Consider the following 25795-nt stretch of genomic DNA (forward strand, 5'->3'; position numbering starts at 1 on the left):
CCACCGCAACTGCGGGAACCTGACCAACACGAACCCGGTTGCGCCAGACGGCGGTCCGCCGGTTCTCTTCGAGGTGTTCTGATCATCCGCGCCCGAAGCCCGATGTCTTTGATCGGTTTCGTTTCCCCTGGTCAAGAGGCGCCCGATGATGCGTCACCGTTTCCCAGACGCCACACCGACCTGCTGTCTCCGGGGAGCCGCCAGCTGATGACCGCATTACTCGTCCAGGTGAACCGCACGGTGACGCCACGGCAGAGCCGCACGATCGGGCGGCCGCGTCCCCACGGCCCGCGAAGTGCCGACGAAGTCGTCCTGGCCCTCACGCTGACCACCCTGTGGAAGCTGATCAGCGGTCGCCGCCTGCGCGAAGCCTGGCTGCTCCACGAGCTGACCCCCGAACAGCTGATCGACTTCTGGGCCGATGACCACCGGATCCACAACGTTCAGAAAGGCAATCCCGCACCATGGCCTTCCACGACCCCGACACCTGGCCGCCCGCTTCACCCCAGCCCGCGGCACCCGCATCCAGCCCCCTGCACCGGGCGATGTTCGCCATCGACATCACCGGCTTCGGCCGCCGGAACACCAGCGTCCACCTCCACCTGCGCGCCGCCCTCTACCGCATCGTCACCGACGCCCTCACCGCCATCGGCGTGCCCTTCGCGACCTGCCACCACGAGGACCGCGGAGACGGCCTGCTGGTGATCGCGCCCGCCTCGGTCAGCGCCGAACTCTTCCTCGGCCCGCTACCGGCCCATCTGCACGCCGGGCTCCGCCGCCACAACCGCCTTTCCAGCCCTCCCGCACAGATGCAACTGCGCGCCGGGGTCAACGCCGGCTACGTCCACATCGACGACCACGGAGCCTGCGGCCGGGCCCTCATCCACCTGTACCGGCTCCTGGACGCACCCCTGTTCAAGAGCATCCTCAAGGAACACCCCACCGACCTCGGACTGATCACTTCCCACTACCTCTACCAGGAGCTCATCGACGACAACCCCGGCCCGCTGGACCCGGGCGCCTTCACCCAGATCGCCATCACCGCCAAGGAAACCTACGCCCCCGCCTGGATCTGGCTCGCCCCGGCCGCGCCCGCACCCAGGCAGCCCGGCGCTCTGGCGGCCGATGGCGGTCCGCCGCCCTTCCACGCCGTCCGGACGCCAGGATCCGGCCTCCGGTCAGGCCGGGCTCTGGGCGACTAGACCAGGGTTCGAACAGCCTGCGCCACACACGGATCGCCGCCCGTCGGCCAATCCGGGCGGTCCACCCAGGACACGTCCTCATGTCTGGGCGCACAGATCTTCAGCCGCCGCGCCGGGCGCCGTGACGTCGCCGATCATGTAAAAAAACTTTGACACGGTGTCCGGTGCTCTTTACATTGGTTGATGTCAGCTTTGTTTTACATGAGGAGCGGCCATGGCCTTCGAGGAGAAACGCGCCTGGGTGATGATCGTGGTCACCGTCGGCGCGTACGCGATCTACGTGGCGACCGTCCTGAGCCGGGCCGGCGACGCCCCGCTCGCCGACGTCGCCTACGCGGGAGCCCTGCTGTGGACCATCGGTGGCGCCATCGTCACCGCGATCGTGGCCCACATCGCGATGGCCATCGCGGGCGGCCACGGCGCCGACCGCACCGACGAGCGCGACCGTGAGATCAACCATGTCAGTGAGCGCATCGGCCAGTCGGTCGTCGTCATCGGCGCGCTCGCCGTACTGATCATGGCCATCGCCGAGCTGCACCACTTCTGGATCGCCAACGCCGTCTACCTGGCGTTCGTGCTGTCCGCGGTGCTCAGCTCGTTCGCCAAGATCATGGCGTACCGCCAGGGCGGCTTCCAGACGTGGTGAAGCCGACGCAGGTCACCAACGTGATCCGGGCCCTCCGGTTCGCGCACGACGAGATGACCCAGGCCGAGCTGGCCGACCGGGTCGGCGTCACCCGCCAGACCATCATCGCGATCGAACAGGGCCGCTACTCCCCCTCGCTGGAGATGGCGTTCCGCATCGCCCGGGTGTTCCGGGTCGGACTCGACGACGTCTTCCAGTACCCCGACACCGAAGGAGACCCCTCATGAAAGCGATCGTCCAGGACGAGTACGGCCCGCCGCACGTGCTGAGCCTCGGCGAGGTCCCGACCCCGACGCCCGGTGCCGGCGACGTGCTGATCCGGGTGCACGCGGCCGGCGTCGACTACGGCGTGTGGCACATCATGACCGGGCTGCCGCTCATCGGCCGCCTCGGCTTCGGCCTGCGCCGCCCCCGCAACCGGGTGCCGGGCATGGACGTGGCCGGCGTCGTGGAGTCCGTCGGCACCAAAGTGACCGCGTTCCGCCCCGGCGACGAGGTGTACGGCGCGGCGACCGGCACGTACGCGCAGTTCGCGCTCGCCCGCCCGGGCAAGCTCGCCCGCAAGCCCGCCAACCTGAGCTTCACCGAAGCGGCGGCCGTACCCGTGTCAGGGGTGACCGCGCTGCGGGCCGTCGGCCAGGTCACCGCCGGCGAGAAGGTGCTGGTCATCGGCGCCGGCGGCGGAGTGGGCAGCTTCGCGACGCAACTCGCGGCCGCCGGCGGCGCCCACGTCACCGGCGTGTGCAGCACGGCCAAGGCCGACCTCGTCCGGTCGCTGGGCGCCCAGGCCGTCATCGACTACACGCGCGAGCCGCTCACCGGGACATACGACCTGATCATCGACATCGCGGGCATCCGGCCGCTGACCCAGCTGCGCGGGCTGCTCACCGAGCGCGGCCGGCTCGCCCTCGTCGGCGGCGAGGGCGGCGGCCGGTGGTTCGGCGGCCTCGGCCGCCCCCTGGCCGCCCGGCTGATCACCCCGTTCACCCGCCACCGCCTGGACGCACTGATCGTGCTGACCCGCACCGCCGACCTGGACGCGCTGCGCGACCTCATCGAGGCCGGGTCCGTGCGCCCGGCCGTCGGACGCACGTACCCCCTGGCAGAAGCCCCCACCGCGGTGGGCGACCTGGCAGCGGGCAACGCACCCGGAAAGCTCGTCATCACGGTCGACTGATCCAGGGGTGCCGAGGCCACCCAGGACCTCCACGTCGATGTCGCTGTCTCGGGCGTCGCGCGGCCGATGCCGGACGCGCCCGTAGTCCCGGACGCTCGGTCGGGCAACGGCTGTCTTGTCAGCGGAGCCGGTGGTGAAGAGGCGCGGCCAGTTCGGTGGTGGTCAGGAGCAGGGCGACGGTGTAGTCGATGAGGCGGTCGCGATCGATGTCCAGATCGCCGCGGAACCAGGTGGTGAACAGTTCCCACAGACCGGCCGTGAGGGTCAGACCGGTCAGTTCCAGGTCGGTGTCGGAGAGGGTGACCTGGTCCAGGGTCTCGTGAGTCTGGGCGGCGAAGATCGCGGCCATGGTCCGGATGATTTCGACTCGTCGCTCCTGGAGCAGGGGCGACAGGGGAAACGCGTGAGTGAGGATGTGGGCGCGGCGCGGATCCGTGGTCAGGAAATCGAACACGGCGGTCACCACCGCGCGGGTACGGGCCTGTGGGTGGCGGGGGGCCTCGCGGGCGGCGGACAGGATCACGGCGGTGCCCTGGGCGACCTGGTCATCGATGATCGCCAGAAGCAGTGCGTCCCGGTCCGGGAAGTTCTCGTAGAAGTAGCGGTCGTTGAGCCTGGCCTCGGCGCACACCCGCCGTACGGTCGTGGCCGTCCACCCCTGGGTGCCCAGTAGTTGCAGCCCCGCCGCCAGCAGCGCAGCGCGGCGGCGGGCCCGACGCTGATCGGCGGGCACGCCGCGGTAGGGGCGTGCGTGAGGGGTCTGCGGCGTCACAGCCCCGATTGTGCCGCATCCCTTGACTTCGCCCACAAATCTGGAGACGGTACACACCAGAATTTCTGGTGTGTCGGTTCACCAGAAATCTTGGTCGAGGTGAGACGGGAGCGTGAGGTCCGGTGGCCATGGAGAACCCCCCACCGTTGACGCTGGCGGACATCGACCTGAGCGATCTGCGGTTCTGGGCTCGGCCACTGGAGGAACGGGCACGGGCGTTCGCGGTGCTGCGCGCCCAGCCGGGCCCGGTGTTCTTCACACTGCCCAAGCTTCCCTTCCTGGGGCAGAGCCCGGGATCCTGGGCCCTGGTCCGTCATGCCGACGTGCTGGAGGCCAGCCGCCACCCGGAGGTGTTCAGCAGCGAGCCCAGCGCCACCAGCCCGGCCGACATGCCGCGCTGGATGGACAAGTACTTCAACTCGATGATCGACATGGACGATCCGCGGCACGCCAAGATCCGCCGGATCGTCTCCCGGGCGTTCAGCCCGAAAATGCTCGCCAAGGCCGAAGACGACATCGTGCGGCGGGCCGCCCGGATCGTGGACGAACTGGTCGAGGCCGGGGGCGGCGACTTCGTGTCCCGGGCCGCGGCACGGCTGCCGGTCGAGGTCATCTGTGACATGTTGGGCATCCCCGCGCGGCACCATCAGCGGGTGGTGAATCTGACCAACATCATCGTCGGCTACAGCGACCCCGAGTACGTGGGCGCCACCGTGGAGTACAGCGGCGGTACCCCGAAGCTGGGCCGGCTCGGCACGCTTCGCATGCTGGGCACGGTGGCGTCGGCGGGATGGCGGCTGCACCGGCTGGCGGCCCGGCTCGGCCGGGAGCGCAGGGCCACCCCCACCCGTGACCTGACCTCGGCGCTGGTGAACGCCAACGTCGATGGTGAGCGCCTGACCCCGCGCGAGTTCGCCACGTTCTTCCTGCTGCTGGTGGTGGCCGGGAACGAGACCACCCGTAACGCGATCGCGCACGGCCTGAAGCTGTTCACCGATCACCCCGAGCAGCGCGAACTGTTGCTGGCCGATTTCGACGGGCGCATCGCAGGGGCCATCGAGGAGATCGTGCGCTACAGCAGCCCGGTCATCTTCATGCGCCGTAACCTGACCCGCGACTACGAGATGAACGGTCACACCTTCCGCAAGGGCGACAGGGTGACGCTGTTCTACTGGTCCGCCAATCGTGACGAGTCGGTCTTCACCGAACCCGAGCGCTTCGACATCACGCGTCCAGCGAATCCGCACGCCGGGTTCGGTGGCCCCGGCCCGCACTTCTGCCTGGGCGCCAATCTGGCGCGGCGAGAGATCACTGTGATGTTCCGTGAGCTGTTCACCCGCCTGCCCGATATCACCGCAGGGGAGCCCGACCGGCTCATGTCCGGCTTCATCAACGGATACAAGCGTCTGCCCTGCACCTTCACCCCTCCCACTCCGTCCGCGATCCCTGGCTTGACAGAAGGCGTATGACCGGAACGGGCGCAGCAGAGCAGCCAACCCTGCCCGGAAGCATCCGGATATGTACAGCCTTTGTGTCCGAGGGCGGTCGCATCCGATCAACGACCTAGAACGGGGAAGCGTGCGAGAAGTCTTGCACGCGGTCGTAGATCTCCCGCAACCACGGCTGGCGGACCTCGGGCAGCCGCGCCAGCGCCGGCTTCGTGGTCAACTGGCCCTCTGCAATCTGGCGCGGAAGGCCAGGGCACCGACCGCCACACCACGGAGACTCCGGCTGGCAGACTCGGCGCGTGACGCCCGGACCCCAGCGACTGTTCCTGGGATCTGCAGGGTTGGGGGCGCTGCCTTCGTGGCTGGCCTCGCTGCCCGTTACGCCACGCCGGGTGGTGCTGGTCCCCACGGCGGCCAACCCTCTCCCGTCGGCCCCCTACCTTCAGGCCGCGGCCGACCTGCTGGAGGCCGAAGGCCTGGCGGTCGATCGCCTGGATCTGGAAGGCGCCGCGTACCAGGACGTCCGGCAAGTGCTGGGGCGGGCACAGGTCGTTTTCGTCGCCGGCGGCTACGCCATGTTCCTGCTGGAGCATGTCCGGCGCAGCGGATTCGATCGTCTCGCCGTATCGGCGGTCCGCGAGGGTGCCCTGGCCTACGTCGGGTTCTCGGCCGGGGCGGCTCTGGCCGGCCCGGACCTGCGAACCTTCCAGGACGAGGAGGATCCGGGAGCGCCCGTTTCCACCGCCGGGCTCGGTCTGGTGCCGTTCGTCGTGCTGGCCCACCGCAACCGGGGACGCGCCGCACGGCACGACCGGCAGGCCGACCGGCCCGACCTGCCATGGCCCATGATCTCGATCAATGACGACCAGGCCATCGCCGTCACCGGCGCAGGCTGGGAGATCCAGCCTTCCCCGTGAACCGGCTCACCGCCCTGGCGAGGTCTACCTGCTCACGACCGATCGCCGTGCCAACCCTGCCCCGCACCGCACCTGGACGACCTGGTCATGGTCGTCCTGCACCCTGACCGAAGAGGAGAGCGCAATGTCATGGTGTCCGGCGTCGGCCGGCTCTGCCCGCCAGCTTTCTTCATGAACTTGCGATCCTGTGGCGCGACGGCGATCCGTGTGCGCAGGTGACCCTCTGTGACTTTGTCAGGGCGTATTCTCTGCGCGCCGAGTTCAGCGCCGACGTTGGGGATGCGTGCCTCAGAACGGGGGGTCGTCCGTTGCGTTCCACGCTGCTGAGGCCAGGTGGTCGTCCCAGACAGGGTTCGGTTGCTCGGACGGGTCCCAGCCGAGGCGGTGCCGGACCCAGGGGTCGGTTTCGGTCTTGTGCAGTTCGCGCAGCAAGGGGCGAAGGCGGGTCAGGCCGAACTGGTGGACGACGGCGACGCCGTGCGAACGGAGGAGCGCGTCCGCGTCCCCCAGGAGTGCACTGGTCACCTCGTTGAGCAGATCCTGCGGGAGGTCTCTTTCGATGAACCCCCAGGGCCAGGCCAGCTGGTAGGCCGCCCTGCGGCGCCGTTCGAGATCGGGGCTCGCCAGTTCCGGGAGCACGTCGGTGAAGGTGAGCCTGCGCAGGATGTTGAGTGCCGTGATTCCCGTTGGGGTGCATGACCTGGCGTACCGCGCGACCTCGTCCGCGATCGCTTCGGCGTTGTCCAGCAGACGCGGGTGCCGGTGTCTTTTCCATCTCAGCAGGTCCCACAACTCGGCGCGTACGGTGGGGTCCGCGTCGGTGGTCATGGCGTCGAGTAGTACGTCCCAGGCGTTGTCACCGAGGGCCGGTAGCTGCAGCAGCGATTTCCCGGCGCGAGACCGCCGCTCCGGGGAGGGATCATCGGTGAGTGCGGCGACCAGCTCGGGCTCCTGTAGCGGGAGTTGCTCGCCGAACCAGCCGATGTCGTAACCGGCGAGGGCCTCGTCCAGCCACCGCTCGTACCAGGCCAGGAAGTCGGGGTCCTCGACCACGTACGGGCCGAGCGACCCGTCGCAGTCGAGGTTGAGCAACCGTCCTCGCGCCGGTCCTGTCACGACCAACCGGGTGACGAGGGTGCAGCCGTGATGGGCGATCTCCAGCGTGCCCGGCAGGAAGATCCGACGCGGGTCAGGCGGGTCCTCGTAGCGTTGCTCCCAGTCGTCGAGGTAACGCGGTCCGGGTACGTAGGTACTCGGCCGGGCCAGGTGCGGCGACCGGCAGTGCGCAGGGCAAGCTTTGCTGAGGTTGCACAACCCGACGCCCGGCCCGGCACCGTCGTTGCCCAGCTCGGTGATGAACAGCCGATACGCCGGGGGAAGCGTCACCTCGTGCCGTTCCTCGAACTCGGCCACCACGGCCTCGGGCAGCGGCGCCCCCAGCTCGAACCCATGCGCTTCCACACCGAAGGCATTCGCTGGCAGGGGCCTGGCACGCGCCACCGCGAGCTTGCGCTCGATCCGCCCCAACCGAACATGATCGGTATCAATCACCCGCTCACCCTACGAACGGCCCCATCGGGGAGCCACTCCAGCACACTCAACTCCGCACGTCCGTGGAGCGGGGTGTCCAGGGTGACCTGATCAATGATTCGTAAGGCGATTTCCGCCACCTGGCAGACCGATGCGTCTACCCAACCACGCCGACGCCTTCTCCCGAGCCGACCTCGCCCGGGAAATCGAGCGGTGATGCCCGAACCGGCGATTAATGTCGGCTCTCTCGCCTAGCCTTTGCAGGTGTGAATGAAATTCCCGAGGAAGTCCGCGCGATGTCCCCATACGAGGAGCGGCGTTGGGGGGATCTGCAGCGACACTGGGCGAAGAAGGCCGAGCGCCGCCAACTGCTCCCCCCGAAGGCCCGAGCCGCGCTCGGTGAAGCCGGTGACCAAGTCAAGGATGCCGCCCGGAAGGCCGGCAAGGCTGTCTCGAATGTAACGCCTCCGGTCATCAAGGACGGCATGGAGAAGGTGACCGATGCGGCACTGACCCCTGCCGTCCAGGGAGCAGTTCACCTGCTCGAACTCGTGACCGACTGGACGACTGAGCTCATGGATCCCGAGAAGGTGTTAGAGCATCACCGGGCAGCGGGACGCGACGTTGCGAAGCTGGAGGATCTCAAGGAGCTCGACCTCAAACATCTCGACGACTTCACCCGGACGATGGCCCTGAAGTGGCGCACAAGCGGGGCGCTTCAAGGTGGAGCAATGGGTGTGCTCGCGATGGTCCCGTATGCGGGCGGCCTCGCAGCCATCACCCTGGACATGGTGGCGATGCATGTGCTGAGCACGGCCGTCGCGACGCGCGTCTGTTACGCCTACGGCTTTGATGTGACCGACGACGAGATGAGCCACCTTGTCGATCGAATGGTCATGCGCGCCTACCGAAACCAAGCACCGAAGGCCGAGGCCGCTCGGAAGGCCGGCGCGGCGTTCAACGCCGCCAAGGACCGGGTGCGATGGAGCCAGAAGTTGCGAGACGACCACAAGATGATGGCAGCGGTCGAGAAACTCATGAAACAGTTCGCGAACGGGCGCGCGGTTCCAGTCGAAAAAGTCACGAAAGCCATGCCGGTGGTTGCCGTGTTCGCCGGAGCAGGTACCAACGCATACGTCCTTGGCGACATCGTGCATCAGGCTCGCCTCTACGCCCAGACCCTCTATCTGGCCGAGAAGTACGGGCTGCCTCTACCCGAGAACCTCCGACACTGGGACGATGGCGAATGAACTTCGTTCTCAACGGCCGGATCGTCGAACTCGATGCCGCTACCGTGCGGGCCCGGGTCCGGCCGAACCTGCCTGAGCCGATTCGTACTCATTGGGTCGAGATCGACGGCCGGCGTTGGCCACCGAAGCAAGCCTTTCGGGTCGCCACTGGTCTGACCGACGAGCCCTTCATCAGCCACTTCGCGCTGCGCGTCTTTCAGCGCCTAGGATTCGCGACAAGCTCGATTCCGGGCAAGATCCCGCAGGTCCCGCAGCAGGTTGTCCCAAGCCCAATGACACCACACACTGGCGAGGATGCACTCGAAGCCTTTCGCCGGCTGGACCTCTTCCTCGCGTCGAACGCCCTGACACCGACGCTCGCAGTGCTGGAGGCGAAGCTGGACGGGATCGGCAAAGCGGCCGCCGCTGATCTCGTCCAGACCACCGGATTCGACGAGGACCTGGTTGACGCCGCGCTCGTTGTGCGTGAGCGGGTGGGAATGCTCGACACACTGATCCATGCCGCCGTCATCACTCAGGCGCTGGCGATGATTCTCGAGGACGACGAGGTGGTCACGAAGCGGCCATCGCTCGGTGCAGGCAACGACCCCGGACGCGTATTCGACTTGGAGACCACCCATCGAGTCGCCGAGTTCAAGCTCTCGTCGTGGAAAGGCCACGACGGCACGCGCCAGCGCGGACTGTTCGCCGACGTTGTCGGGCTGTCTCTCGACGCGACCGATCGGCGACGCCAGGTCTTCGTCATTGGCGAGCTGCCGGTCGCCTTCCTCACGACAAGCAAGCGCAACGCGGTCAAGACGCTGTCGAAGGGCCCACTTCGAATCCGAGACGCGCCGGGACTGACCGAGACCATGACGGTCTCCGAGTTCACCACAGCCGCGAACATCGAAGTGATCGATCTCAGGTCAATGATGCCCGGCCTCCGGTAGATCGTCGTCCTCAGCAGGGACTCCTACTTCGAGGGGAATCCACTCCTGCCGCGGCGAGGAAGAGAACGCACCCGCTCGCGGTAGCAGACAGAGCATCGACTGCGGATCGCATGTGCCGACCACCATGTGCCCATGACGATCCCGCTGCTCTCGACCATCGACGCTCTCTGATATCCGCTCATCAGCACGAGTGCTGGTTACGCGGCATCCCCCACCACCACAGCAAGGGGCCTTGCACCCGCAGCCGGCATCTGGAAGGCGGCGATCATCTTGATCCGGCGCCTGCTCACCGGCACACGGAGATGAACCCACATGGTGCTGCTGGGGCGGTGGGAGATTGCGCATCGACCGATCACGATTCAGCACACCGAATTTATGACCCCGGAAACACGAAATCCGGACCGAAATGAACCTCGATCCGGTTCGGCTGGCCACCACCCCATGATCACCACCATGGGGGAACGGTACGTGTCCGAGGGCGAGCGCACCCGACCGCACATGGCCGACGTGGTGCCCGATCGGTGACGTGTACCGGTTGGCGGTCGGCTGATCGGTTGCGGCGGCGTCGGAGCTTGATGGGCACTGTCTGCGCTGATCGCAAATGGTCGGTCACGGTGAAGTGACGCAACACGGGCTCGTGCCATAGGCGGGGGCGGTGTGGTGGCCGGGAGGGGTATCCCCGCGTGCGGGCCAGGCCGCCGCTGCGCGAGCCGGGCGAGGACCCCGGCAGAGGCAAGCCGGACGGCATCACCCGGGAGTAGGGAGCACCCGTACGCACGGGGCCAACCAGGCATGGGAGAGCGCGTACGGGATCGCTGAGGGAGCATGCCCGCGTGCGCAGGGCCGACAGAAGCTCAGCGCGGGTGGCGGCCGCGCCGGCTGCGGCGGGCACCGGATGGACCAGAAACTTAAGTCTCTACTTGACTTTGTGCGCCCGGCGATTAAAGTTAAGTGCATGCTTAAGCATGAGGTGGGGGCGGCGGACCGGGTGTTCCACGCGCTTGCGGACGCGAACCGGCGGGCGGTGATCGAGCGCCTGACCCGCGGCCCGGCCACCGTGAGCGAGCTGGCGGCCCAGCTCGGGGTGACCGTCGCCGCGACGGTCCAGCACCTCCGGGTGCTGCAGGACAGCGAGCTGGTGCGGTCGGAGAAGGTCGGGCGGGTTCGCACCTGCCAGATCGATCCGGCCGGCCTCCGCAACGCAGAGGCGTGGTTGCAGCGCCAGCGCACGGCGTGGGAGCACCGCCTGGACCGCCTTGGCGCAGTCCTCGATGACCAGACGAAGGAGCAAGGATCATGACCGACCACTCGGTGAAACACAGCACGTTCACACTGGAGCGGACCTACGCCGTCTCGCCCGCCGAGGTCTTTGCGGCCTGGTCCGACCGCGACACGAAGGCGAAGTGGTTCGCGGCCGAGGACGGCCGCTACTCGCTGGACTTCCGGGTCGGCGGCACCGAGGCCGTGCACGGCGACGACGGGGTCGACCTCGTCGCGAGGAGCGAATACCACGACATCGTCGCCGACGAGCGCATCGTCTACACCACGTCCCTGTTCACCGACGGGATTCTGTCGACCGTGTCGCTGACCACCGTGCGGTTCGCCCGCGACGGCGATGGGACCCGCCTGGTGCTCACCGAACAGGGCACCTTCCTGGACGACCGGGAACAGCCCGAGTGGCGCGAGCAGGGCACGGGCAACTGGCTGGACGCCCTCGGCTGTCAGGTGGCCCGGCGATGATGGCGGACAGCGACCGGCAGATCCGCGAGCTGCTGAAGACCCGCACCCGGGCGCTTGGCCGCCGGGACGCCGCGACCGCGGCCGCCGACTACGACGACGACCTCGTGCTGTACGACGTGGTCGGCCCGTTCGTCCGCTGCGGTGAGGACCCGACCGGCCGGTTGGAGAGGTGGATCGCGTTGTACCGCACCGGGATCGGGCACGAGATCCGCGACCTGGAAATCACCGCCGGAGCCGATCTCGCGTTCTGCCACTTCCTGGTCCGGATCAGCGGCACGATGCGGGATGGTACCGAGGTCGGCATGTGGGTGCGCGCGACGAGCTGCCTCCGCCGGCAGGGCGGCGCCTGGACGATCGTTCACGAGCACGCGTCGGTGCCCTTCGACGCCGACACCGGCCACGCCGTGCTGCGCGGTGAGCTCTGATGACCCTCCAGCACCGGGTCCAGGGCGTCCTGGACGAACTGGTCGCCACCGGGGCCGAGACCGGCCTGCAGGTCGCCGTCCACCACCGGGGCCATCGGGTCGTCGACGTCGTCGCCGGCGTTGCCGACGGCACGACCGGACGGCCGGTGACCTCGCAGACCTTGTTCTTCAGCTTCTCTACCGCCAAGGGCGTGGCCGCGTTGATCGCCCACCTGCTGGTCAGGAACGGCCTGATCGGCTACGACACGCCGGTGGCGGAGGTGTGGCCGGAGTTCGGGGCGCACGGCAAGGAGACCGCGACCCTGCGGCAGATGCTGACGCACACGGTGGGAGTGCCGGCGATGCCCGGCGGACTCGGCCTCACCGACCTGACCGACTGGCCCCGGGCCTGCGCGGCGATCGCCGGGGCGGAACCGCGGTGGCCACCCGGCACCCGGACCGGCTACCACTCCTTCACCTTCGGCTTCCTGGTCGGCGAGATCGCGCGCCGGGTCACCGGGCAGCCGGTGCGGCGGCTGTTGCACGACTGGGTCGCCGTGCCCCTCGGGATCGCCGGTGAGCTGTACTTCGGCGTGCCCCCGACCGAGCTCGCCCGGATCGCCCGGCTGGAGGACGCCGAGCCGCATCCGGCCGAACCGGCCGAGCACGACCGCATCCTGGCGCCGTGGGAACGGCAACCCCGGGCGTCGATGGGCAACAGCCCCGACTTCCTCCAGGCCGACGTCCCGTCAGTGGGCATCTTCACCGCACGGGGGATCGCGACCGTGTACGCGGCGATCCTGGACGGCCGGCTGATCGCCGCGGACCAGCTGGCGGAGCTGTCGGAGGTCGCCTTCGAGGGAACCGACCAGGTCTCCGGCAACCCCGCACGGCTGGCCATGGGCTACCCGCTTGGTCGCGTCGGCGCCCCATCGGACGAGGCGCCGACCATATTCGGCTGGCCCGGCGGAGGGGGCAGCTACGCCTACGCCAACCCCACCACGGGAACGTCGTTCGCAGTCACCAAAAACCGCCTCACCCCCGACTTCGCCACCGCGCAACGCCTCTCGGACATGGTCACCGCCGAGCTCGGCCCGCCAGCCTGATGCAGCCGTGCGGGGCCGAGCCGGCGCTGTGACCGCATGGGTTCGCCAGGTCGGTGTCGGTGGTCGTGTACGGCCCGCAAGGAAGCTGAGTGCAGAAATCAGCGGTAGGGAGCCGATCTTCGTTTCGGTGATAGGGCGGGTTTGCCCTGGTGAGGGCCCGTACGTTCTGGGGTTATGCCCTTTGAATTTCTCTCTGATGAGCAGGTCGCCGGCATGGCCGGTTCCTGCAAACGAAAATAGGCAGCCTGGGAACTCGTGATCACGATGTACGAGACGAGAGGCATGTCACCGGCCCTACGACGGCCGAGTCTAAACTACACCGACACCGAGATTTACCAGGTTCTCCGACGCTATCAAGGACCCGCTGAGCCCACTTTCGCCGAAGTGCGCAAACAGCTGGGCCCATACTATGTGATGGAGAAATGTAATTCGATCTCACAGAATTGAGCCTAGGGAGAACAGTGTCCGGCGATGAACCCTACGCGACGCACAATCCCGTCGTTTTGCTGTTGGTGATCGGGTTCGGCGTCATCGCCACCGGTTTCCTGGTGCTGTACGGAGTGTTGCTGCTCATCCGCGCGTGCCGGACGAAGGGTGACAGGCCGATGGTCAAGGCCGCGGCCAGCCTGGCCTGGGCCGCGACGGTCGGCATGTACACCTGGGGAACTCTGCACCTGTTCCTCCTCGACGACTACGCGCTGGCCCAGGAATGCCGCGCCGCCGTCGGTGGCCGGCTGACCGGTTACGAGCCGTCGTTCATCCCGCTCCACTTCGGTTGCCGCACCAGCGATGGCCGCACCATCGAGGCGGTCATCCCCGCCTATGTCAATCCGTCCGTGCTCGGACTCGGCCTACTCGCCATCGCCTTCACCGCCACCTTGATGACGCTGCCCAAGGAAGAGTTGCAGTGACCGAAACGTTGACGCGACGCGCAAAATTGATATGACCATCTATGTGGCGATTTATGGCAGGTTGTCCATGTGGCGTGGTGGTGACATGGGTGGAACTTCGTGATTTTACCGAATTTGTTTCTTCTGTTCTGGTCATCTTGAAGGTGGGTGCTTTTGCTCCGAAAGGAGAAGTCGTGGTGCTGCCTGAGGTGAGTGCGGGTGGTGGGCTGCTGGGGTGGGTGGAGCGTTCGAGGAGTCGGCCGGCGCCGTTGCGCGGGCGAGGCGGGTTGCGGTTCGCGTTCTACGGTCGGGTCTCGACGGAGGACTACCAGGACCCCGTGACGTCCCGGGTGCGCCAGCGTGGTCAGGCCGAGACGCTGGTGGCGGGGCTCGGGCGGATCGTGGCGGAGTTCTTCGATGTGGGGGAGAGCCGGGTGCTGCCATGGGCGCGGCGTACTCGGGCGGCGGCGTTGGTGTTGGCGATGGCCGATCCCGATCGGGCGTTCGACGCGATCGTGGTGGGGGAGTACGAGCGGGCGTTCTACGGCGGCCAGTTCGATCTGATGGCTCCGCTGTTCGAGCATTACGGGGTTCAGTTGTGGTTGCCGGAGGCGGGAGGCCGGGTCGATTTCCAGGCCGAGGGCCACGAACAGTTGATGGTCTCGCTGGGCGTGCAATCGAAGCGGGAGATCACCCGGACCAGGATGCGGGTGATGACCGCCATGGCCGCCCAGGTGAGAGCCCAGGGCCGCTATCAGGGCGGTCGTCCGCCATACGGGTATCGGCTGGCCGATGCCGGCCCGCACCCGAACCGGGCTCATGCAGCGTGGGGACGCCGGGCACATCGACTGGAACCGGACCCGCAGACCGCGCCGATCGTGCGATGGATGTTCGCCCAGCGGCTGGCGGGGAAGAGCCTGGCCCGGATCACCCGCGCACTCAACGACATGCAGGTCCCCTGCCCGTCCGCGGCCGATCCAGCGCGCAACCCGCACCGCTCCGGCGAGAGGTGGACGGTGACCACGGTCCGGTCGATCCTGACCAACCCCCGCTACACCGGCCGCGAGGTAGGGAACCGCCAGCCCGCCGCCCACGACCTGATCGACCCGGGCAACACCGGTCTGGGCCACCGCCAGGTGCAGCGCTGGAGCCTGCCCGAGGACTGGGCGATCTCCGCCCACCCTGCTCACGAGGCTCTGGTCAGCGAAGCTGATTTCGTCGCCGTCCAGGACCTCCGCACCCGCCGAGGCCATCCCGGCCGTCGCTATCTCCTGGCCGGCCTGCTGCGCTGCGGTTTGTGCGAGCGGCGGCTGGAGTCCTGCTGGTCCAACGACCGGGCCGCCTACCGTCGCCGCCACGGCCACACCAGCGCCTCCCGACCGGATGGGCGGCCGAAGAACCTCTATGTGCGCGAGGGCCATCTCCTCGCCCGCCTACCGGCCCTGTACCTGCTCCTGGCCGCAGATCCGGCCGACCTGTCGGAGGCACCAATGCCCGGTATTGAGGACATCATCGGATGGCTCCGCGTCCGCCACATCGAACTCGTCTACGACCCGCAGGCCCGCTCCCTGGGAGCCGACCTCCCTGGAGCGACACGGGTCATCGTCGACCGCCAGACCAGTTAAATCACCACGACGCACTAGGTGAGAGGAGGCGAGGCGCACCCGCGAAAAGCAAACACCCGAGTTCAGCCGGAGCTGACCTCGGGTGACGATCGACCCTGCCCGGAAACATCCGGATATGTACAACTTTTGTGTCCGAAAACCGAAACCCCAAACGCCGTTACCATCGCCGACGTGCTGCCGTTCGTGCCCGCTGTCTAGCAGCGCATATGCCTGCCCGTCGACATGTGCGGTTGGTTCGCGCCCCTGGGGATTGCACCCGACCGCGCATGGCCGGCTTGATGCCCGATCTACCCCTCAAGAGCTGAGCGATCGTGCGGCCTTTGTCCCTCGGGCAGTTGATCTTCCCGTATGTCCAGGACACCTAGGAACGCGGCGGCGGCCGGTGAGGGGCGCAGGCGGCTCCAGATCAGGTGCTCTACCCGGGTGGGTGGATCACTGAGCTCGACGGCCTGCACGTCGCGGAGTTCGGGCGCGAAGGCGGCGGGCATCATGGCGATACCCAGGCCCAGCCGGACCAGTCGCGCCATGAGGTCGGCGTTCGTTATCTCGAAGGCCACCTCACGGCTGACGCCGGCAGCGGCGAACGCCTCGTCCGACTGAGCGCGCGCGGCCGTACCGGCGGGAAAGTCGACGAACACCTCCTTTGCCAGCCGGTGCAGATCCACGCCGGCCATGTCGGCCAGCGGATGGCCAGGCGCCACCACCGCGACCAGCTCACCCCGCGCCAGGGCGCGCCCCTGGACGCCCTTCGGCTGTACGCTCGGCGGCAGCCCGAGGAACGCGATGTCCAGCGCGCCCTGCCGTACCTGTTCGGCCAGCTCGTCGCTTGACCCCACGCGCAGCGTGATGCGCACCTGCGGATGGCGCACGTGAAAGCTCTTCAGCGCGTTCGGCAGGTCGACCGCCGTGACGGTGGGGATGGCGCCGATGGCGAGCCGGCCGCGAAGCTCCCCGGAGGCCGCCGCCACCTCGGCGCGAGCCCGTTCGGCGGCGTCGAGAGCCTGCCGCGCGGCGGGCAGGAACGCTTCGCCGGCGGGGGTCAGCCTGACCCGGCGGCTGGTGCGGTCGAAGAGCCGGGCGCCCAGCTCCCGTTCCAACCGGGCGATCTGGTGACTCAGTGCGGACTGGACGACCCGGCAGCGCTCGGCGGCACGGGTGAAGTTCGCCGTCTCCGCCACCGCGACCACATAGCGCATCTGCTGTAGCTCCACGAGTCCATCGTGAATCACGATCGCTGGTGTGACAAGTATGTATTGGACTCATTGATCGTCACTGTCCGAGGCTAGAGGGCATGACGAACACGGCCGGGTCAGCCACTCCGCGCCTTACGGCGCACCACGAGGCCACCGAGAAGCCGGACGGCGGCAAGCCGCTGAGCCGCGGGCTGCTGCTCCTGATGTCCGCGGCCACGGGGCTCGCGGTCGCGAACAACTACTTCGCCCAGCCACTGCTGGACCTGCTCGGCCGGGAGCTGCAGCTCAGCACCACGAGGGCCGGAATGATTGTGACGGCCGCGCAGGTCGGTTACGGGCTGGGCCTGATCCTGCTGGTCCCGCTCGGCGACCTGGTGGAACGCCGCAGGCTCGCCGTCGTGCTGTACGCGGCCACCGCGGTGTTCCTGCTGGTCTCGGCGACCGCGCCCAACGGTGCCCTGCTGCTGGCCGGGACCACGCTCACCGCATTGACCTCGGTGGCGGCCCAGGTCGTGGTGCCGTACGCCGCCACGCTCGCGGCACCGGCGCAGCGCGGCCGGGTGATCGGCACGGTGACGAGCGGGCTGATGCTGGGCGCGTTGTTGTCCCGTACGGTCGCGGGAGGCCTCGCCGAACTCGGTGGCTGGCGGACGGTCTACTGGGTGAGCGCGATCCTCGTCGCTGGGGTGACAGTGCTGCTGTGGCGCTTCCTGCCGCCCCTGCACACCCCGCTCGGGCTGTCGTACCTGGCACTGCTGCGTTCGACGATCGCGCTGTTCCGCCACGAGCCGGTGTTGCGGTGGCGGGCCGGCATCGCCGCCCTGTCGCTCGCATCGTTCAACGTGCTGTGGACGGCGGTGACCTTCCTGCTCGCCGGCCCAGGGTACGGCTGGTCCGAGGCGGCCATCGGGCTGCTCGGGCTGGTGGGTGTGGTGGGCACGGTGGCGACGACGGTCGCCGGCCGACTGGCCGACCGCGGCTACGTGCAATGGGTCACCGGGATCGGCAGCGCCGCGCTGGCCGCGTCCTGGTTGCTGATCGGTGCGGGCGACGGCTCGCTTGGGTGGCTCCTCGGCGGGGTGATCGTTCTCAACGTGGCGCACCAGGCGGTGCTCAACAGCAACCAGAACGTCATCTACGCGCTGAGCCCGGAGATCCGCAACCGGCTCAATTCCGCGTTGATGACAGCCTTCTTCGCTGGCGGCGCCGCAGGTTCGGCGCTGGCCGCGGTGGCGTGGGTGCGTGGCGGCTGGACGGCAGTGTGCGTCCTAGGGGGAGTGCTGGCCTGCGGGATGTTCGTGCTGTGGGCGCTGGAACGCCGAGGGAGCTGAGAACTATGCGTGTCACCGTATTCGGAGCGGTCGCGAACACGGGCAGCCGAGTGGTGGTCGAGGCACTGTCGCGCGGCCACGAGGTCACCGGGGTGATGCGCCGCGGGGCGGTCCTCTGATCGGCTCACTCGAAGCATGCCCCCATCCGTCGGCTCCCACGGAACCGGCTTCACCATGACATCATCGGAAGGATCTCGCAGTGTCGAACAAGGAGACCATCCTGGTCACGGGCGCGACTGGCGGCCAGGGCGGCGCCGTTGCCCGCAGGCTGCTCGACGACGGCTGGGCGGTGCGCGCCCTTGTCCGTGACCCGGACAAGCAGGGGGCCAAGGACGTCAAGGCACTCGGCGCGGAACTGGTCACCGGTGACCTCGACGACCTCGATTCGCTGCGCGCGGCAGCGCAGGGCGTGCATGGCGTCTTCAGCGTGCAGCCCGCCGACTTGGCCGACCCACACCCCGGAGTCGAGGTGCTGCGGGGCAAGAACGTCGCCGACGCGGCCAAAGCCACGAACGTCGCGCACCTGGTCTACAGCTCCGTTGGCGCCGCCGGGTGCGAGTCCGGCGTCGCGCACTTCGAGAGCAAGGAGGAGATCGAGGCGCACATCGATGCCATCGGCGTGCCCGCGACGGTGCTGCGGCCGGTGTTCTTCATGGAGAACTGGCTGTACATGGTGCCGAAAGCGGAGAACGGTGAGCGGGTTGGTTCGATCGCGCTGGACGCGGACACCTCGCTGCAGATGATCGCGCTGGTCGACATCGGCCGGATCGCCGCGGACGCGTTCGACAAGCCGGCCGATTTCATCGGCAAGAAGATCGAGATCGCCGGCGACGAGCTGACCGCGCGGCAGATCGCCGAGGTGTTCACCAAGGTCGACAGCATCCCGACTCGCTTCGAGCGACAGCCGATCGAGGAGCTGCGAGTCGAGGCCGAGGAGGTGGCGAACATGTTCGACTGGTTCAACGAGAAGGGGTACCAGGCCGATATCGCCATGCTCCGCGAGCGATACCCGGAGCTGCTGACCCTGGAGACGTGGCTGAGCAAGAACCAGTAAGAGACCGCAGGCCGTTCACCGATGTCGAATAGGAGTTCCGGCCGCCGCACCCGAAGGCGTCGGCGTCGTCGCCTTCCAGCAGCGGGTCCCGGGATCGTTCGGAGACTTGCTCCCCGACTTGCTCCCCGGTCGGACGATCAGGTGGCGGCGACAGTCCCATGAAGGCCTCTGGTCAGGAGAACGGTGATGGATGGTGGCTGCGCAACAGGGTCAGTGGTCCTCCTGCGGAACCTTCTCGCCGCCCGACACGTCGCCGGACGACGAGGGTGAGGGAACCGCCCGGCGGTTGCGACCCCTCGCAGGGGCAATGAGGACGATGGATCACGGCCACCGACGGCGACGTGATCGACTACAGGTCCACCAGCCCGTCCGCGGGCTCGTCCCCGGGTCCTCATCGCCCCTGCGAGGGGTCGCAACATGGGTCACTCCGAAGTGTTGAGCGTCCAGGACCCGGTCCTCATCGCCCCGGGTCTAGCGGGCCGATTCGGACCGAACATCATGAGGTAGGAGCGGCGAGAGCCTGCCGGATGGAGTGCGCCGACCGGCCGCAGAGCACGGTGGGCAGGTCGGTGAGCCGGCCGGCCTCGGTGACCAGGTTCGCCATTTGTGAGGTGTGGTCGCGTAGCAGGTTCAGGGCCAGGGTGAAGTCGTCCGGGTGCGCGCGGCGGCAGTGGGAGAACGAGCCGGTCACTTGGATCGATCGGCGGAAGACATCACGTAGCGGTGTCGGCAGGCGGACGCCGGGGTGGTAGGCGTTCTGGACGACGATGGTTCCGCCGTCGTCCACGATTCGCAGGGCGAGGTCGAGCGGTGCCGGGTCGGCTCCGGTGGCCGCGTCCACCACCACGCCGAAGGTCTCGTCGGTGCGCAGAGTCGTCGGCGAGCGGAACGCAGCGGGCACGGCGTCGGCCACGACCGGGCGAGGTGCGCGTCCGTCGCGGTGCACGATGGTGACTTCCCAGCCTTGCCGGTGGGCGTAGAGCGCGGTGAGCAGGCCGATCGTGCCCGCGCCGATGACGGCCAGTCGTCCGGGCGCCCCGATCGGGTTGCAGCGCAGGCCGTGGACGGCGACGGCGGCCGGGTCGGTGAGCACGGCGTGCAGCCGGTCGAGGCCGTCCGGTAACGGGTGCGTGTTCGTGGTGGGCACGACCACCTGTTCCGCGAGCCCGCCGGGAAGGTCCCAGCCGAGCCGCCGTAGGCCGGAGCAGAGGTGGGTGTTGCCCTGCGCGCAGCGCGGACAAGTGCCGCACGGCACGAGCGGGTCGACGACCACGGCGCGGCCGGTGCGGTCCGTGCCGACGATCTCGTGGCCGGGCCGCCATGGTTCTGGCAGGGCGAAGCCGCTGGGATGGACCAGTTTCGGTAGGTCGCTGCCGCAGAGGCCGGTGTGGCTGACGCGGACCATGGTCTCGCCCTCGGCCGGGGGAACCGGTTCGACTTCCCGCAGGCTCAGTTCGCTGGCCCGGATCTCCCATGCCTTCATGCCTGCTCCGCGAGGTAGGCGGGCACGTGCTCCGCGCTGTCCAGGATGGGGCCGGACCAGTCGGTGTCTCCGAAGGCGAGGGCGTTGGCGGGTCCTCTGCGGCGGACTGCGACGGCGGCCATGCCCGCCGCGAGCGCGCCATGCAGTTCGTCTCCGCCGCCGTCTCCCACGTACAGCGTTCGATGCGCTGGCACGCCCAGCTCGGCGCGGATGCGGCTGTAGAGCCGCTGGTCGGGCTTGGTCGCTTTGGCCTGGCAGCTGAACACCGCCGCGTCCGCTAGCGCGGCCAGCGGGCTTTTCGGCCAGGCGGCGGCGATCTCGGCACTGGCGTCGCTGAGGATGCCGAGCCGTAACCCCCTGCCGCGCAGCGATTCCAACGCGTGTACGACCGAAGGGGCGGGCCGGAGGCGAGCCTGCCCGAGAGCGAGCAATTCGTCTGTGACCGGCCCGACCGCCTGATCCGGTCCGTGGACGGCTCGGATCAGGTGGGTGGCGAGGTCGGTCGGTGTGGGCAGCGTTCCGTCGTGGCGGACGAGCCAGGTGGCGCGGAAGTAACGCTCGACCGCCGCCGGGTCGCAGCCGGCCACCGCGGCCAACCTTGCGGCCGCGCGGGCCCGCTCCTGGGGTGTGGGGGCCGCGACGAGGGTGCCGAAGAGGTCGAGTACCACCGCGTCCACGGGCCGGTCAGGAGGTGGACGTGATGCGGGCGAGTTTGCGGCCGACCTTGAGGTAGACCTCACCGGTCCGGCCGTCGAGTTTGTCCTTGACCACGGTCGCCAGCGGTTCGCGGGCTTCGTCGGCGCTGAGCGTCACCTGTTCCTGGTCGCCTGCCGATTCGACCACCAGGCGCAGGCCGTTCTGCTGGGCGACGCGGCGGACCTCGCCGTTGCTCTTGGCGAAGCCCAGCGCCTTGACCACCTCGGTCACGGGCTGCCCGAGGTCGGCGACCGTGGGCAGGTCTTCGACCTCGCCGAAGGTGCGCTTGGAGAAACGCGCCACGAACTCCTCGCGGGCCTTCATCGCCGCGTCGACGCCGTGGACGGCGGCCGTGACCTCGCCGGCGAGGACCTTCTTCAGGTCCATCGGGTGCAGCGATCCGGCCTGCACCCGCTCGCCGACGACCGCCAGCTCCGAGTCGAGCCATTCCGACAGCGCCCGGAAGTACTGCTCCACCACCCGGTCGGGCACGGACATGATCTTGCCGAAGATCTCGGCCGCGGGGGCGGTGAGCGGGACGTAGTTGCCCTTGGACTTGGACATCTTGACGCCGGTGCCGTCGGTGCCCTCGATGAGCGAGGTGGCCACCACCAGTTCGGGGACCTGGCCGCAGATGTCCATGACCTTGCGGCACATCTGCATGTTGAGGAACTGGTCGATCCCGCCGACTTCGAGGTCGCAGTTGGTCTCCACCGAGTCCAGCGCCATGACCACCGAGTACATCAGCTCGGCCAGCGACAGGCCCTGTCCGGCGTCCAGCCGTTTGCGGAAGTCCTCGCGCTGCAGCGGCATGGACACCGGGATCTGCGCGGTGATCTCGATGATCCTCGGCAGGGTGATCTCACGCAGCCAGTCGCCGTTGTGGCGGAACTGGGCGCGCTCGAAGTCGAAGAACGGGGTGACCTGCTCGCGGTAGGTGGCGAGGTTGCGGGCGATGTCCTCGTCGGTCAGCGCCGGACGGTCGTCCGAGCGGCCGGAGGGGTCACCGATCTTGGCGGTCATGTCGCCGACGATGAACACGACCTAGTGGCCCATCCGCTGGAAGCGGCTGAGGATGAGCATCGGCACGGTGTGCCCCAGATGCACCTCGTGCCCGGTGGGGTCGATGCCGAACTTGGCGATGAACCGTCGGCCCTGCTCGCCGGCCTTGGTGATCCGTTCGGCCAGCGCGTCGGCGGAGGGCTGGAGTTCTTGGGAGCGGGCGGCGATCAGGGCCGCCTGTTCGGCCGGAGGCAGGTCCGACAGGTCCAGGCCGCGGCGCTGCGTGGTCTCGGCCAGCAACTCGCGCACGGTGGCGTCGACCGAGAGATCCGCACTCTTGAGCAGGGTGGTGGCGCGGTCGACGGACTGGCTCAGTCGGGTCATCGGGGCTCTCCTGGAAACTGGGTGTTCGCATATGTTGCCGAGCCACCACAGGCCGATTTCTTGTTGTCAACGAGGCCGTAGACCGATCAGGTCGATCATGTAATCGGTGAACTCTCTAACTGCCCGTTTCCGGGCCGGGTTGGAGTGAAGACAATACGCATTCAGGTCGGACGGAGTGTGCGTGTCATAGCGGGGCATCCGACACATGATCTGGTAAGTAGCCAACTTTTCGGGAACGGGCGGTTCAGCGGCGAGTAGGTGGCGCATCTTCGCCTCTATGAAATCGGATCTTTGGAGGGAGAGTTTCTGAGGTGCCCAGGTCTGGAGGTGATGAGGAATCGGCGGGTTCCCTGTCAGGGGAGCTTGGCTGTTCTGTCCGGCCGGTAGGGGGCGAGTTCGTCGGGGCGGGTTCCGTGGAGGATTTCGCGGGTGATCAGTTCGGCGAGGTGGGCGGCGAGGGTGATGCCGCTGTGGGTGACGGCGACGTAGAGCCCTTCTTGGCGCCAGCCGATGAGCGGGAACCCGTCGGTGGGCATGGGTCTGATGCAGCGACGTGCGTGGGAGATCTGGGCTTGGGAGAGGGCGGGGATGATCTCACGGGCGCGGGTGAGTAGATCGGCGGCGCTGGTGTCGAGGTCGGCTTGAGGGGTGTTCATGTCTGTGATGGCGTCCAGGTCACCGGCTTCCAGGAGAAGGCCGCCGTCCCAGGCCGGCCGGGCGTAGATGCCGGGAGCGTGGACGATTCCGCGCAGCGCCTTGGGTATGGGGGTGGTGGTCGCGACCAGGCAAGGGGCGGCCGACCCGGGCTCTTTGGCGTCCAGCAGCGGGACACCGGTGTTCGCGGTGGCGAGCACGTCAGGGGTACGCCAACCCGCCGCGCAGATGGTGATGTCGGCGGCGACGGTGTCGCCCGAGGCCAGGTGCGCACCGCGCACCTGGCCTCCGTCCCCGACGATATGCACGACACGGTCTCCGGTACGCAGCCGGGCGCCTGAAGCCTGGGCTCGGCCCATGAGGGCGTGGGCGGCCTGGGCTCCGTGGACGAAACCCTCGCCGGGAAAGTGGGCGATCAGCGCGTCTGCGGGCATCACCAGCCCGGGTTCGATCGAGTGTGCTTGGTCGTGAGTGAGGAACCGGGCCGGGTAGCGGCGTGCTTGCAGGCGTTCGACCCGGGCCGACAGCTCGGCCACCGCCTCCTCGGTCTGGGCCCAGGTGAGGTTTCCGGTGGGGACGTACCACGGCGGGTCGCCGAATTCGATCGCCAGGCGGGACCATGCGCGCAACGCCTCGATGCGGAAAGCGAAGTAACCAGGGTCGATGGTCTTGTTGGCGTTCAACCAGGCGAGGCTGGTGGCGGTGGTTCCCTGGCCGGGCAGGTGCGCGTCGATGACGGTGACGCGCGCATGAGGGGCGAGCCGGTCGGCCAGAGCGGTACCGATGATCCCTGCGCCGACGATGAGGACATGGGTCATCGGGGCAGTTCCAGGCTTCGGCCGATGGCGGTCACCGCGTATTCCTCGATGCGTTCCTGCAGTTTCTGGGTGGCCGGGCTACCTCGGTACTGCGGGTGCGCGAGGCGGAGCCGTACCTGTTTCATGGATTGGACGAACGTGTCGAGGCGTTGATCGGGGTCCACGGTGAACACCGGTTCCATCGCGTCGGCTGCTCCGTCGAGCTCGCCGCCCTGGAGATGCGCCTGCACGCCGTCGATGCGGGCGAGGACTTCCGCGCCGTAGAACCTCTCTTCCACCGGGGTGCCCTCGAACAGCTCAAGAGCACGAGTGGTTTCGGCGAGGGCTTCGGCCGGCTGACGGAGTTCCAGGTGCGTGCTCCCGGCGAGATAGTGCTGTTGCGCCTGGGTGAGCCCCAGCACGCCACCCACCTCGTCCGGGCCGGGAACCTGCTCACGCGCGTCACGCCACAGGCCGAGGGCCGTCTCGGCTTCGGCGACCCGGCCAAGACGCGCGTTGGTCCGCGCCTGGAGAAGCGCGAGCAGTACCTGGGAGGAGTCAGAGCTGCGGTAGGTCAGGCCGTCAGCGGCCAGCCGCGCGGACTCCACGAAATCCCCGCTCCAGTAGGCCAGCTTGCTCTGGGTGGCGCGCACCCACGTTCGGGCTCCGTCATGGTCGGCCAGCTGGGCGCACAGCCACGCCGCGCTGGCATGGTCACCGGCGGCCAGGTAGTTGCCCAGGTCGCCCGTCATCCACGCCAGCAACGTGCAGGACCGCGCGTTGAGCAGGTACAGATCTCGGGTGTGCTGCCAGTTCTGGCGCCCTTGGAGTAACCGCGAGACGCGATTACGCAGCTGCCGGGTGCGTACCAGCAGCGGGAACGGCTGCCCGCAGACGTAGGCGTGCGCCAGCGAGCGCAGCCGCCGGTTGAGTTCGGCCAGCATCTCCTCATCGACGTTGCTCGTTCCAGCCCAGGCGGCGAGATCGGCCGATTCCTCGGCGGCCTGCTCCAACAGGCTCTCCCGCGAGGACTCCTCATAGGCCGGCTCCCGCTCCGGGACGAGCACGCGCTTGGCGGCCAGGGACGTGGCATTGCGGTGCCGCGCCGCGAGCACGCCGTGGTAGGCGTCGCGGTCTTCGGGGGGCATCTGATCGAGATCATGTAGGTCGATCAGCCGGTCCCAGGTCGTGCCGTAGATCTGCGCCAGAAGGCGCAAGGTCATGATCGTTGGGCGTGCTCCGCTGCGGGGCCATTGCTCGAAGTCCCAAATCCGGCTTTTGCGCATTGCTGCGCGATCATCACCTCGAATGGCGTTGAACCGGCTGGCGACGGCCTCCAAGGTAAGGCCACAGGCGAGGCGCCATGCTTCACGTGGGCGCTTCCCGCACCGCACCATGAGATCCTGGGCGATTTGCTCGGCGATGTGCGAATCATCGAACCCCAGTACGACAAGGCGCGCCTGTAGTTGGTTGAGGTAAGGGCGACTTCCCGGCTTCGGCGGACTCATCTGTACCCCCTGCTGGCTCAAAGAGCGTTTCTACTGGCCAGTGTGACCCGCCCCTAC

Annotated in this window: 24 protein-coding genes and 1 pseudogene; 17 read left to right on the top strand and 8 right to left on the bottom strand. The window is 68.2% G+C overall.

All coding sequences use genetic code 11. From position 1 onward, the window contains the following. The first annotated feature begins 464 nt into the window (after nt 1-464). The 4 genes from DPM19_RS23230 to DPM19_RS23245 all read left to right on the top strand — a co-directional run bounded on the left by DPM19_RS23230 (nt 465) and on the right by DPM19_RS23245 (nt 3025). Nucleotides 465-1202 (top strand): hypothetical protein, encoded by a 738-nt coding sequence (locus tag DPM19_RS23230; protein WP_111870111.1) that lies wholly within the window; start codon nt 465-467, stop codon nt 1200-1202. Between the two features lie 214 nt (nt 1203-1416). Beyond that, on the top strand, nt 1417-1848 hold the full coding sequence (locus tag DPM19_RS23235) for a hypothetical protein (protein WP_111870112.1): 432 nt from the start codon (nt 1417-1419) through the stop codon (nt 1846-1848). Next, on the top strand, nt 1842-2075 hold the full coding sequence (locus DPM19_RS23240; RefSeq protein WP_111870113.1) for a helix-turn-helix transcriptional regulator: 234 nt from the start codon (nt 1842-1844) through the stop codon (nt 2073-2075). The genes DPM19_RS23235 and DPM19_RS23240 overlap by 7 nt, the downstream gene beginning before the upstream one ends. Continuing rightward, on the top strand, nt 2072-3025 hold the full coding sequence (locus DPM19_RS23245; RefSeq protein ID WP_111870114.1) for an NAD(P)-dependent alcohol dehydrogenase: 954 nt from the start codon (nt 2072-2074) through the stop codon (nt 3023-3025). The genes DPM19_RS23240 and DPM19_RS23245 overlap by 4 nt, the downstream gene beginning before the upstream one ends. Nucleotides 3026-3143: 118 nt before the next feature. Here the strand turns inward: DPM19_RS23245 and DPM19_RS23250 are convergent, their stop codons facing one another. Then, a complete protein-coding gene (locus tag DPM19_RS23250) occupies nt 3144-3797 on the bottom strand; it encodes a TetR/AcrR family transcriptional regulator (RefSeq protein WP_158566860.1) in 654 nt (217 codons plus the stop codon). Nucleotides 3798-3925: 128 nt separating this feature from the next. Between DPM19_RS23250 and DPM19_RS23255 the strand changes: the two genes are divergently transcribed. Together DPM19_RS23255 and DPM19_RS23260 are read left to right on the top strand one after the other, a co-directional pair. Then, nucleotides 3926-5266, top strand: coding sequence for a cytochrome P450 (locus tag DPM19_RS23255; RefSeq protein WP_111870116.1), 1341 nt, complete (start codon nt 3926-3928; stop codon nt 5264-5266). Nucleotides 5267-5544: 278 nt separating this feature from the next. Continuing rightward, nucleotides 5545-6162, top strand: coding sequence for a Type 1 glutamine amidotransferase-like domain-containing protein (locus DPM19_RS23260; protein WP_158566861.1), 618 nt, complete (start codon nt 5545-5547; stop codon nt 6160-6162). Nucleotides 6163-6450: 288 nt separating this feature from the next. Here DPM19_RS23260 and DPM19_RS23265 read toward each other — a convergent pair whose 3' ends face one another. Continuing rightward, nucleotides 6451-7623, bottom strand: a complete 1173-nt coding sequence (locus DPM19_RS23265) for a hypothetical protein (RefSeq protein ID WP_111870118.1) — start codon at nt 7621-7623, stop codon at nt 6451-6453. 335 nt (nt 7624-7958) lie between these two features. Between DPM19_RS23265 and DPM19_RS23270 the strand changes: the two genes are divergently transcribed. From DPM19_RS23270 to DPM19_RS23310, 9 genes are all read left to right on the top strand, one after another. Beyond that, a complete protein-coding gene (locus tag DPM19_RS23270) occupies nt 7959-8942 on the top strand; it encodes an EcsC family protein (protein WP_146778963.1) in 984 nt (327 codons plus the stop codon). Continuing rightward, nucleotides 8939-9871 (top strand): hypothetical protein, encoded by a 933-nt coding sequence (locus DPM19_RS23275; RefSeq protein WP_111870120.1) that lies wholly within the window; start codon nt 8939-8941, stop codon nt 9869-9871. The genes DPM19_RS23270 and DPM19_RS23275 overlap by 4 nt, the downstream gene beginning before the upstream one ends. Before the next feature lie 312 nt (nt 9872-10183). Beyond that, on the top strand, nt 10184-10396 hold the full coding sequence (locus tag DPM19_RS34925; RefSeq protein WP_146778964.1) for a hypothetical protein: 213 nt from the start codon (nt 10184-10186) through the stop codon (nt 10394-10396). Between the two features lie 430 nt (nt 10397-10826). After that, the gene (locus DPM19_RS23280; protein ID WP_111870121.1) at nt 10827-11171 is read left to right on the top strand and encodes an ArsR/SmtB family transcription factor; all 345 of its coding nucleotides are present in this window, start codon (nt 10827-10829) and stop codon (nt 11169-11171) included. After that, nucleotides 11168-11611 carry an SRPBCC domain-containing protein gene (locus DPM19_RS23285; protein WP_111870122.1) on the top strand — a complete coding sequence of 148 codons (444 nt, stop codon included), beginning with the start codon at nt 11168-11170 and terminating at the stop codon, nt 11609-11611. Before DPM19_RS23280 ends, DPM19_RS23285 begins: the two co-directional genes overlap by 4 nt. Beyond that, nucleotides 11608-12036, top strand: coding sequence for a YybH family protein (locus tag DPM19_RS23290; protein WP_111870123.1), 429 nt, complete (start codon nt 11608-11610; stop codon nt 12034-12036). Before DPM19_RS23285 ends, DPM19_RS23290 begins: the two co-directional genes overlap by 4 nt. Next, nucleotides 12036-13121: a serine hydrolase domain-containing protein gene (locus tag DPM19_RS23295; protein ID WP_111870124.1), complete on the top strand. Its 1086-nt coding sequence runs from the start codon at nt 12036-12038 to the stop codon at nt 13119-13121. Before DPM19_RS23290 ends, DPM19_RS23295 begins: the two co-directional genes overlap by 1 nt. Before the next feature lie 461 nt (nt 13122-13582). Then, nucleotides 13583-14032 carry a hypothetical protein gene (locus DPM19_RS23305; RefSeq protein ID WP_111870126.1) on the top strand — a complete coding sequence of 150 codons (450 nt, stop codon included), beginning with the start codon at nt 13583-13585 and terminating at the stop codon, nt 14030-14032. 89 nt (nt 14033-14121) lie between these two features. Next, a complete protein-coding gene (locus tag DPM19_RS23310) occupies nt 14122-15636 on the top strand; it encodes a recombinase family protein (protein ID WP_199485237.1) in 1515 nt (504 codons plus the stop codon). 287 nt (nt 15637-15923) lie between these two features. Here DPM19_RS23310 and DPM19_RS23315 read toward each other — a convergent pair whose 3' ends face one another. After that, nucleotides 15924-16847, bottom strand: a complete 924-nt coding sequence (locus tag DPM19_RS23315; protein ID WP_111870172.1) for a LysR family transcriptional regulator — start codon at nt 16845-16847, stop codon at nt 15924-15926. A gap of 80 nt (nt 16848-16927) precedes the next feature. Between DPM19_RS23315 and DPM19_RS23320 the strand changes: the two genes are divergently transcribed. Together DPM19_RS23320 and DPM19_RS23330 are read left to right on the top strand one after the other, a co-directional pair. Continuing rightward, nucleotides 16928-18160, top strand: coding sequence for an MFS transporter (locus DPM19_RS23320; protein WP_111870128.1), 1233 nt, complete (start codon nt 16928-16930; stop codon nt 18158-18160). 199 nt (nt 18161-18359) lie between these two features. Continuing rightward, on the top strand, nt 18360-19214 hold the full coding sequence (locus tag DPM19_RS23330) for an NmrA/HSCARG family protein (protein ID WP_111870129.1): 855 nt from the start codon (nt 18360-18362) through the stop codon (nt 19212-19214). A gap of 496 nt (nt 19215-19710) precedes the next feature. Here the strand turns inward: DPM19_RS23330 and DPM19_RS23335 are convergent, their stop codons facing one another. The 5 genes and pseudogenes from DPM19_RS23335 to DPM19_RS23355 all read right to left on the bottom strand — a co-directional run bounded on the left by DPM19_RS23335 (nt 19711) and on the right by DPM19_RS23355 (nt 25738). After that, nucleotides 19711-20697, bottom strand: coding sequence for a zinc-dependent alcohol dehydrogenase (locus tag DPM19_RS23335; protein ID WP_111870130.1), 987 nt, complete (start codon nt 20695-20697; stop codon nt 19711-19713). Beyond that, nucleotides 20694-21374 (bottom strand): HAD family hydrolase, encoded by a 681-nt coding sequence (locus DPM19_RS23340; protein WP_158566862.1) that lies wholly within the window; start codon nt 21372-21374, stop codon nt 20694-20696. Before DPM19_RS23340 ends, DPM19_RS23335 begins: the two co-directional genes overlap by 4 nt. A 7-nt stretch (nt 21375-21381) precedes the next feature. Further along, nucleotides 21382-22779, bottom strand: a pseudogene (gene tyrS, locus DPM19_RS23345) (tyrosine--tRNA ligase). Nucleotides 22780-23132: 353 nt separating this feature from the next. Continuing rightward, nucleotides 23133-24251 carry an NAD(P)/FAD-dependent oxidoreductase gene (locus tag DPM19_RS23350; RefSeq protein ID WP_111870132.1) on the bottom strand — a complete coding sequence of 373 codons (1119 nt, stop codon included), beginning with the start codon at nt 24249-24251 and terminating at the stop codon, nt 23133-23135. Beyond that, nucleotides 24248-25738 carry a hypothetical protein gene (locus tag DPM19_RS23355; protein WP_146778965.1) on the bottom strand — a complete coding sequence of 497 codons (1491 nt, stop codon included), beginning with the start codon at nt 25736-25738 and terminating at the stop codon, nt 24248-24250. The genes DPM19_RS23350 and DPM19_RS23355 overlap by 4 nt, the downstream gene beginning before the upstream one ends. Nucleotides 25739-25795 lie beyond the last annotated feature (57 nt).

Origin of the sequence: Actinomadura craniellae (assembly GCF_003289645.1) — a bacterium.
Lineage (GTDB): Bacteria > Actinomycetota > Actinomycetes > Streptosporangiales > Streptosporangiaceae > Actinomadura_D > Actinomadura_D craniellae.